The organism is Ornithinibacillus caprae (assembly GCF_009728145.1).
Lineage (GTDB): Bacteria > Bacillota > Bacilli > Bacillales > Amphibacillaceae > Ornithinibacillus > Ornithinibacillus caprae.
Window position 1 is genome coordinate 77481 of record NZ_WOCA01000017.1, and the last position, 9724, is coordinate 87204.

At 34.3% G+C, this 9724-nt stretch carries 11 protein-coding genes; 4 read left to right on the plus strand and 7 right to left on the minus strand.

What is annotated here, in order from left to right; genetic code table 11:
- Window positions 1–79 precede the first annotated feature (79 nt).
- Both GMD78_RS17425 and GMD78_RS17430 read left to right on the plus strand, forming a co-directional pair.
- On the plus strand, window positions 80–505 hold the full coding sequence (locus GMD78_RS17425) for a DUF1801 domain-containing protein (RefSeq protein WP_155670638.1): 426 nt from the start codon (window positions 80–82) through the stop codon (window positions 503–505).
- Between the two features lie 444 nt (window positions 506–949).
- Window positions 950–1291: a hypothetical protein gene (locus GMD78_RS17430; protein WP_155670640.1), complete on the plus strand. Its 342-nt coding sequence runs from the start codon at window positions 950–952 to the stop codon at window positions 1289–1291.
- A 152-nt stretch (window positions 1292–1443) separates the two neighbouring features.
- Here the strand turns inward: GMD78_RS17430 and GMD78_RS17435 are convergent, their stop codons facing one another.
- The 6 genes from GMD78_RS17435 to GMD78_RS17460 form a co-directional block, all read right to left on the minus strand.
- A complete protein-coding gene (locus GMD78_RS17435; RefSeq protein ID WP_155670642.1) occupies window positions 1444–2310 on the minus strand; it encodes an SDR family oxidoreductase in 867 nt (288 codons plus the stop codon).
- Between the two features lie 103 nt (window positions 2311–2413).
- Complete coding sequence (gene yppF / locus GMD78_RS17440; RefSeq protein ID WP_155670644.1) at window positions 2414–2599, minus strand: YppF family protein; 186 nt, start codon at window positions 2597–2599, stop codon at window positions 2414–2416.
- 130 nt (window positions 2600–2729) lie between these two features.
- Window positions 2730–3452 carry a hypothetical protein gene (locus GMD78_RS17445; protein ID WP_155670646.1) on the minus strand — a complete coding sequence of 241 codons (723 nt, stop codon included), beginning with the start codon at window positions 3450–3452 and terminating at the stop codon, window positions 2730–2732.
- Window positions 3418–3954, minus strand: coding sequence for a hypothetical protein (locus GMD78_RS17450; protein ID WP_155670648.1), 537 nt, complete (start codon window positions 3952–3954; stop codon window positions 3418–3420). Before GMD78_RS17450 ends, GMD78_RS17445 begins: the two co-directional genes overlap by 35 nt.
- 470 nt (window positions 3955–4424) lie before the next feature.
- Complete coding sequence (locus GMD78_RS17455; RefSeq protein ID WP_155670650.1) at window positions 4425–6668, minus strand: beta-propeller domain-containing protein; 2244 nt, start codon at window positions 6666–6668, stop codon at window positions 4425–4427.
- Window positions 6669–6788: 120 nt separating this feature from the next.
- Window positions 6789–7646 carry a DegV family protein gene (locus tag GMD78_RS17460; RefSeq protein ID WP_155670652.1) on the minus strand — a complete coding sequence of 286 codons (858 nt, stop codon included), beginning with the start codon at window positions 7644–7646 and terminating at the stop codon, window positions 6789–6791.
- Between the two features lie 217 nt (window positions 7647–7863).
- Between GMD78_RS17460 and GMD78_RS17465 the strand changes: the two genes are divergently transcribed.
- Window positions 7864–8706, plus strand: coding sequence for a YitT family protein (locus GMD78_RS17465; RefSeq protein ID WP_155670654.1), 843 nt, complete (start codon window positions 7864–7866; stop codon window positions 8704–8706).
- Window positions 8707–8720: 14 nt separating this feature from the next.
- The gene (locus GMD78_RS17470; RefSeq protein ID WP_155670656.1) at window positions 8721–9149 is read left to right on the plus strand and encodes a hypothetical protein; all 429 of its coding nucleotides are present in this window, start codon (window positions 8721–8723) and stop codon (window positions 9147–9149) included.
- A gap of 57 nt (window positions 9150–9206) precedes the next feature.
- On the opposite strand, the gene GMD78_RS17475 is transcribed toward GMD78_RS17470, so the two are convergent.
- Window positions 9207–9470: a NifU N-terminal domain-containing protein gene (locus tag GMD78_RS17475; protein ID WP_155670657.1), complete on the minus strand. Its 264-nt coding sequence runs from the start codon at window positions 9468–9470 to the stop codon at window positions 9207–9209.
- Window positions 9471–9724: the final 254 nt, after the last annotated feature.

A 9724-nucleotide genomic window follows, 5' to 3' on the forward strand; every position in this document is an offset into this window, starting at 1 on the left:
CTCCTTTAAGTTGCTGATAATATTATCATAACATTTTTTAAATATAATGATTACTAAAATTTGTTAAGGAGGAATAGAAATGGGATATGAATTAAAAACAAAAGAAAATGATAGAAGTGTTATGGAATTTATCGAGAGTGTGGAAAGTCCAAAGAAAAGAGAGGATGCTTACAAGCTACTGGATATTTTTACAGAAACAACGGGCTATCCAGCGAAGATGTGGGGATCTAGTATTATTGGATTTGGGACTTACCATTATAAATACAATTCGGGACATGAAGGAGATGCACCATTAGTTGGCTTTTCACCAAGGAAAGCTAGATTTAGTCTTTATTTTGCAACTGGGGATCCAGATCGTGAAAAACTCTTAAAAGATTTTGGAAAACATAAATCCGGTGCGGCGTGTGTGTATGTAAATAAATTAGCTGATGTCGATGTCGAAGTGCTAAAAGCATTGATCAAGCAATCGGTAAAATTTATGCAGGATACTTATCCGAATCAATAAGGTAAATAAGATAATGAATAACTAATGATTTAAGCTATAAAATCGGTATTTCTTTAATTAAGTGGGAAGACTGGAGAAATGAGCTAATATTAAGAACAACACAGGCTTATGTCTTGTTCTTAGGTTTAATAAATAAGGAGAGATGGGGGAATGGTGGTTTTTATTTTATTATTTCCAATCATTTCAATTATGATTGGTTTATATTTTATTACTTTAGGCCTTTGGGAACTAAGAGAAGGTGTAAATAGAAATCAATATATAAAGTATATGTTTACTGGACTATTTCTGATATTTATCTTGTCTCCTCTATTTTGGATATCGGGTAACGCTTTGCAATACTGATTATGTTGTTGTGCATAACAGTTTATTCCTTTCTTAAACATATTGTAACAAACTATTTCAGCTTAAATAAACTTTCACCATTACGAGCTCGGAGGTTTCAAATTGAATAAAAAGAAATGGCTAAAAATTACTATTTTAGTAGGGATAATTATTAGTAGTAGTATTGTTTTATATTTATCAGAAAGGTCACAACAAGAACAAAAGGATAATTTAAAAAAGGATACCATTTCATACTTAGGAGATCAGGGCTATGATGAGAAAAATGATGTAAAGGAAATAGTTATTGTGGATCTCTCTGAACAGCTTGATAACGAGGAGTTTGAAAAATATCAAGCAGTTGTATTATTAGAAGGTAAACCAGATAATCTGCATGTTTATACTTATAAAAAGAATACAAATGAAGTTATAAAAATTGATTTCGAGAACGAAGAGTTTGTGGAATAGCCATAAAAATTATTACTGAATATGAGTGAACTAAGCACACGAAAATTATAAACATGAATAAATAGCTTTAGAGTGCTTATTAGACTAATGGCCAATAAAAAATAAGCACCGCATATTGCGATGCATTCCAAACGATTTAACTTTGTGCTATATCAACCATTAACAATCGTTCCACCATTCACATGGAGCACTTGACCAGAAACATAGCTTGCATCATCACTAGCTAAGTATACATAGGCTGGAGCTACTTCCTTTGGTTGACCCATTCGATTCATTGGTGTGTTTTGACCAAAGTTATCGACCGTATTTGCATCGAATGTAGATGGAATCAGTGGAGTCCAAATTGGACCAGGGGCAACTGCATTTACACGAATTCCTTTTCCAATGATGGATTCAGATAAAGACCGCGTATAGGTGGTAACAGCACCTTTTGTTGCAGAGTAATCTATTAAGTCTTTATTGCCTTGATATGCAGTAATCGATGTCGTGTTAATGATGGTACTGCCTTTTTTGAAATGTGGTAAGGCAGCTTGAGTCATGTAAAACATTCCAAAAATGTTTGTTCGAAATGTCTTCTCTAATTGATCGGGGGTAATGTCCTCCAAATTCTTTTGCGGATGTTGTTCGGCAGCATTATTCACAAGAACATCTACTTTACCGAACTCTTTCATAACTTTGTCTACGGACTCTATACAAAATGAAGGATTACCAATATCCCCACTAATCAGCATACATTTTCTTCCTTCTTGTTCCACGAACTGTTTTGTCTGTTTTGCATCTGTAGCTTCTTTTAAATGCATAATTACGACATCAGCACCTTCTTTGGCAAAATGAACACTGATAGCCCTGCCAATGCCGCTATCTCCACCTGTAATGATTGCAACTTTATTCTTTAACTTGTTACTTCCTTGATAATCGTCACGAATATATTCAGGTTCTGGATGCATTTTTGCTTCTATGCCAGGCTGCTGATGTTGCTCCTGTGGTGGCGGTGTTTTAGGTTCGTTTCCTTGTCCCATGGTATACCTCCTCTTGCAGTTTAACTAGTACATTAATCATCTTTCCCGAAAGATACCAATTAAATCAAAGCAAAAAGAAAAAGCCCCATAAGGACCTTTTAAATTATACATATTCATGTGCTGATGTTGCCCCTTGTTGATGCAAGAAGTTATAAATGTCACGATAACTTTTAATATCAATCTCCCCGGATATATACTTTTTTTGAAAATAATCCAACAAGTCGTTTAATGTTCTCGGACTTTCTTTTCGTTCAGATTCATAAACCGTAATTAATTCATTGACTAGCATGCGATTCCTCCTTCAATGTTTTAAGAACCTAGTAAAATCCTATTACGAATATATGAAGGAGTATGCTAGTTCATGCTAATCGATTTTTGGCAGATAAGAATACATATAACTACAACTAAAGCTTTTTGTCTTAACAATCTGGTACTATCCAAGTTTTCCTAAGAAAAGAAATCCAAATCAATAAGATCCCAAACAATAGTAAGCTGCTGGCAATTAATAGAAAGTGGTTACTGTAGGGAACAGATACATCGTATATCCAATCCATGAATGCTTGTATAAATAACACCATCTCATTCAATGTGAAACCAATTAAAAAGATCATAAAACCAGAAATACTTAAGACATTTGGTTGGAGGATCTTTAACATAAAGAAGAGTGTCACTATAAAAATGCTGACAAACCCTAACAAGGTTAAATGAAGGTATCCAATAATCACACTTCTCGTATCATATATTAGTGCTGCTAGTTGTGGAATAGTTAAGCCCAGCTCCATTGTGCTTTTAACAAATAATAATAGGAAAGTAATCCATACTCCCCATCGTGTGAATTGGCTGTAATGTAGCTTTATTTTCTCACGAATTTGCATAAATGAAAGTAATATTGACAATACGCCGATCCATTGTCCAATAGCCCCGATAATAGCTAAAACAATACTAAATTCACCTAAATCAACCCATAATACCGAAGTGAAATACCCCGGAACTAGAGCAAGGAAGTATATCCAAAAACCTAAACGTGCTAATGAATCATTAACTTTGATTTTCTTTTTGTGTAGGACGATTAGGAACATACCAATTAATGCTAAATAAAGCCAACCGTTATATTGAAAGTGCAAGTAAAAGTATATTGCCATCAAAAACGGCATGGTCTTTTAGTCCGTTAGCAGAAATGACCCCTAATGCATATGGTCCCAGAGATGAAATAAATAATGCAACAAATGAGCTTTTCAAAAACAATACCCCAGAACTAGAAGTGACCTGCTGTGATTTTAATTGTCTGTACATAAACAAGGCAGTCCAATATTCGGCAATAATATGTAGGGTAGACATAACGATGGAAAACACCCCATACCCTTGATAAATAAATGCGAAAAACATTACCAATGATATAATAGTCAATGTCAGTAAAATAGCAACTGCTTGTTTTGGTTTTGTGATTTGATTCCAAGCGCTATATAAAAATACGATAAACACACCTAAAAATGCCCATCCTAAAATAGCGAGATGTGAATGTCCATGTAAAATATTGGTATAGGGGATGATTGTATTTGGAGCAAAAGAGAAGTAACGCATCCAAACTCCAGTGATTGCGGTTATCGTAAAAAATAAAAATGGTATATGTATATATCGTTGCATGCTTCAAACCTCCCTACACATATATTGCTTGAAATAGGGTTAAAAAACAATTTGGATTGCATAAATGTCATATAAATATACTAGTTTTTGTGACAGTTTTACGAAAAAGTAGCTGGGAAAAACAAAAGCTCTTCATTCTAAAGACAAATGATTCAGGGACAAGAAGTATAGAATGATATTTTTTACGGCTGGAACTTAATTCGTAGATGATATAAAATGCGCAGTAACTTGTAAATGATGGCTAGTACCATATTACCGCTCTGGAAGTGAAAGCGAAGTATTCTGCCGTAGCGGTGTTATAGCAGTCGTTTCAAAGAAGCGGGAGAAAGTAAATCCATGCGAAATTTACTTCGCAGTTTATATTAAATTAGCAACAAAGTTTCCAATATAGTTCAAAAGAAAATCCGAACTAATTATTAGTCCGGATTTTCTTTTGATTAATACACCTTTGTCTTAGCTTTATATAAAAACTAATACCGTTCATCCATTTTAGGGAGTTCTACTGTCTGAAGTGTTGTTTCTGAGTTTATATCATATGCTTTCATCTGATCGTAGGAAAGGGTATAAATGATATCATCAACAGAAACCAGACGTTTAATTTCAGAATTCCATTCTGGATAGTCTTGTATGTCACCTTGATGCGTAATCGTATCTTTTAGTTCAATTCCATCATCAGCTGAGATGTAGTACAAAAGTGCTCCTTCAAATAAGAAAGTTTGCTCCTCATAGGTAATATCATCTTTTTTAACCTCTTTTGTTTCATACAACTGTGCTGGAAAGCCGAACAAGTTTTCAGATGGATGCTTAAACAATGCTCTATGGTTATAGTTCAACTCTGTATATGATCCACCTTGCCCAATTACTTCCGTAAATTTCTCAACAGGATTGGTCATATCACTAACATCAAATACAGATATTTTAATACCGTTCGGTCGAACAATAGGTTCAGATCCATGTTCATTATCCACTAGTAATGTATCCTCCCCAAAGCCAATGACATGATTTTCGTCTAAAGGATGTAGATAATTACTGAAACCAGGAATTTTTAATTCACCTAAAACAGTTGGTTCCGTAGCATCCTCAAGATCGATGACAAACAGTGGATCTACTTGCTTGAATGTAACCATATAAGCTACGTCATCCATAAATCGGACACTATATATGCGTTCACCTTCAGCAAGTCCTTCTACTGAACCAAGTGGATTTAAATTTATATCATACGTATATAAATTATTGGTTGATGGTTCGTCATCATTCCAGGAATCACCTTTTGTTGTTGCTACTCGGAACGTATCATTTCGTTCATCCATGGCAAACTGGTTAATTAATGTACCATTAACAACAGTAGAAGCATTATAGGTAATGGTACCATTATCAATTTTAAATTGATTAATTTCTGTGTTTGCAGCAGGACGTGCAATCATCATATCAACGGACTCGTTAGAACTTAGGTTATCATTTTGTTCATATTTATTTACAGCAATATAAACATGATTTTCTGACATATACATTTGGTTGGAGGCACCTAAATAGGTTTCAACATTAGCTTCCTTATCCAAGTTAGACAAATCGATAGAAGATAATATTAAATACGTTTCATCTTCACTATCCGGAAAGAAATACATATCTTCAAAGTCAACTGGTTGGCCTTCTTCACTAACTGCTGTATCCTTTACAAACGGACGTATCTCATAATCATCCTCTTCAAGTATTTGATAAGGAGGGCGTTCATTTGCAATAAGATATAGTTGGTCATCCATTATTCTTGAAGCATTGTAATCTCCTTCATACGTAACCTCTCTAACTTGATTAGGTTGATTTGGATTGGATATATCATAAACAAATACCGTTGTTTGACTTGAAAACATTGGTGGATAAATTGCAATATCCGCATTTGTACGGTCACCTGGTTCTGCTTCCGTTTCTTTTATCTCCCTTATCGGTTCATGGGTATAGCCAATACTAATTAATAAATCATCATGTACATAGATCTCCATTGGGTTAAACTGATCTTCTTCAATAGTACTCACCACAGTACTGTTTTGACCTGCTGAAGAAGCAATAACAATATCATGTGGACGAGCAAAATATATATAGTCACCGTCCGTTTTGATTAGGTCTCCTTCATCTATTCCAGCAACCTGAACATTTGTTTCAGAAGCGCCTGATTCACCACCTGCAGAATTTTCCATGGCCATATCTGCAGATTCTTCCTCTGTACCATCCATTTCAAATGAAACTATTCTATTTGCATCAGTTTTATCCATTCGTTCTTTTAGTAATGTAATCAGTTGTTTTTGATCCTTTATTTTCGGAAGTTCTTCCACGGCTTTAAAGTCATGACTGAAAGCTTTTGAAAGTTTATCTCCAGCTGCGGTTTGAACCTGGTTAGAAATATGAATGTTGTAATTATGATTTACTGTATAACCATCCTGTGGAGCTAGTAGTGTTAGCACCGTGTAATCATCATTCCATTCTAATGATACGCTAAGATTTTGTCCATCCTCATTTGTTACAGAAACCGTTTCTTCATTAAATGTATCTGGATTCATTTTCTCGGAAAAATATACTGTCCAATCCTTAAAGGTAGGAGCATAGCTTGAAGCAGATGGAATTACGGCAGTTGTTTTATCTGAAAAAACACCAAATAGAAATATACCAATACTAATACCAATAATACTTATAATGCTAATTAACCCAAATTTCTTTTTCACCTTTGACACCTCATTTTCCTAAGGTTAAAGTTGCCCTTTTACAAATAAGACGACGGTTCAAAAGTATTTGTTTCAAAAAAACTGATTCATCTGAAATGGATGAATCAGTTAAAGGAATTATTAAAATGATTTATTAAGGAAGAATAATGCAATGGTACCTGGTCCAGAATGTGCACCGATAGCTGATCCAACCATTTCAATTTCAATTTGGTTAATTCCGAATCTTTCTTTGATCATATCTGCTAACTGCTGGGCACGGTCAAGGTCATCACCATGGCTAATACCAATGGTTTGGTTCTCCCAATTACCGCCACGCTCTTCCATAAGTTCAAGCATACGACCAAATAGTTTTTTAGAGCCTCTAATTTTTTCTAGTGGAATTAGTTTTCCTGATTCTACGTGTAAAATTGGTTTGATTTTTAATAATGTTCCTACGAATGCGGCTGTTTTACTAACACGACCACCGCGATATAGGTATTCTAAATCATCTACCGTGAAGATATGTTCCATATGTGCTGCTCTTCTTGTTGCATCATCAATAATTTCGTCAACAGATTTTCCTGCTTTGGCCATCTTAGCTGCTTCAAGAACAACTAATCCATAACCTATAGATGCACATTTTGTATCAATGACATGGATAGGGGCATCTGGATATTCTTCTTTTACTTCTTGTTCCATCATTTTTGCTGTTTGATATGTACCTGATAACTCAGAAGAGAAAGCCAAATAAATTAATGGCTGATTGGATTCTGCATAAGATGTAAATACTGATTTAAACGTCTGTGGTGAAACTTGAGAAGTTTTTGGAGCTTTTCCATTCCTCATTGCATCATACACTGTTTTAGGATAAATAGTTTGGCCATCTTCATAATCTTTTTCGTCCAAATGAACAGTTAATGATACCATTTCGATGTCAAATTCGTTATAATGGTCTTTTGATAAATCAGATGCTGAATCAGCAAGAATTTTAATATTCATTTTTTCACCTTCATTCTTTATTAATAATTCTATTACGTTTAGTTTATAGCTATAAGGGAAGATAGTCAAAATATATTGTATTAATATTTAAAAACTTTGCTTATCGCTAGACTGGTTTTACTATTGCGAATAGGAAATTTTATACGATCCTTACGCTTAAAAAACGAGATAAAAAGTTGAAGCTATAAAAATAAATAGCTGTGTATAGGAGGTTGCCATGTTTTTAGTAGAAGCAAAACGTATTGCAGTGGTTATAGTTGGTGCTCTATTAGGTGCTATTTCATTAAACTTTTTCCTAATTGGTGCTAATGTGTATGCTAGTGGGTTTACTGGTGCAGCACAGTTGATTTCTAGTGTGTTTAATGATTATTTAGGAATAGGGATAGGAACGGGTATTTTGCTATTTATTCTAAATATCCCAGTAGCCATTTTAGGGTGGTTTAAAGTTGGTAAAGGATTTACTATTTATAGTGTTGTATCCGTTATGTTTACAACATTATTCCTAGAGATCATTCCAATTATTGAGTTAAGTCAAGATATTATTTTGAATGCGGTATTTGGCGGACTTATTTCTGGTGTTGGTGTTGGACTAACGTTGAAGTTTGGTGCATCGACAGGAGGTATGGATATTGTTGCTATGGTACTATCTCGTATGAAGGACAAGCCAATTGGGGTTTATTTTCTTTCATTAAATGCAGTAATTATTGCCTTAGCAGGATTTCTATATGAACCAGAAAATGCATTGTATACGTTAGTAACGTTATATGTAACAACAAGGGTAATTGATGCAATCCATACTCGTCATGAAAAACTAACAGCAATGATCGTAACCCGCAAAGCAGATGAATTACAACGAGCTATTCATAATAAAATGGTACGCGGAATTACGATTCTACCAGCTAAAGGTGCTTACACGAAGCAGGAAAAAAATATGATGTATCTAGTGATTACGCGTTATGAATTATATGATCTAGAGAAAATCATTGGTGAAATTGATCCTGAAGCTTTCACAAATATTGTACAAACAACTGGTATTTTCGGTTTCTTTCGAAAGGACTAAAGGGGGAGCTAATCTTGAACAACAGATGGATCGTTTTATTAATCATTCTCGTAGCCCTTGTTGGTTGCGGTAATCAGAAACAAGAAGATAATAGTGAAAACCAACATGAAGATAATGGGGTAGTGGAGCAATCTTCCGTCCAATTCCAAAATATTGATGTGACAGTTGAAAATAATATTGCAACCATGACTGGACAGGCAATTTCGTCAAATGGAGAGTTTTTTTACGTAGTACTTATAGGTGAGAAAGAAGTCAGTGAAGAAACAAAGGTTTCCATCAAGGATGGAATAGATAGTTGGAGTGATTTTTCAATTGAGCTTGAGTTAACAGAAGAAATGCTTGAAGCAGAAGAAGATGTTCCGGTTTTCCAGTTATATGGGAAACGTGAAAATGGAGATAGGATAAATCCAAATTATATACCTATTGATGTACATATGTACTGAATCATTTAAAAAGACAGCAGTTATTGCTGTCTTTTTATGTACTATGTAGGTGGTAAATTAATAACCGTATTTCTCAAATACTTCGGTTACTTTTGGTGTTAACTCATCCCATTCTGTATCAAACTGCTTGTTCACAGTAATGAAATTCTGATACCCAAAAACCGTATCAACACCGTCAAGTTTCATTAATTCATTCATAATTTCATGTTCACTTGTTTCGCCAGCACGAATAGAAAAGCTATTCGTTCCTTCAAATATTAGTTTATCCGTTGTAAACTTTAAAGCATTAGGATTTGGTGTAGCTTCAGCTCTCACTGCCATATAAAATCCCTCCTATGATTCCATTGTATACATACATATTAGCAGATTTGTCGAAAAGAAAAAAGAAAAGATGTCCTAAAAAAGGACATCTTTTCAGGCTGTCGAAAAACCCTCGACAGCCTGTTTCTATTTAGAATACTTTAACAATTCACCGCGTTAATTTGTTATAATATAAGTAACAATACAAGGCGGTGGTAACTGTGTTTCATACTAGAAATAATACTCAAAATGAAGTGGAATTTGTAAGTATAGAA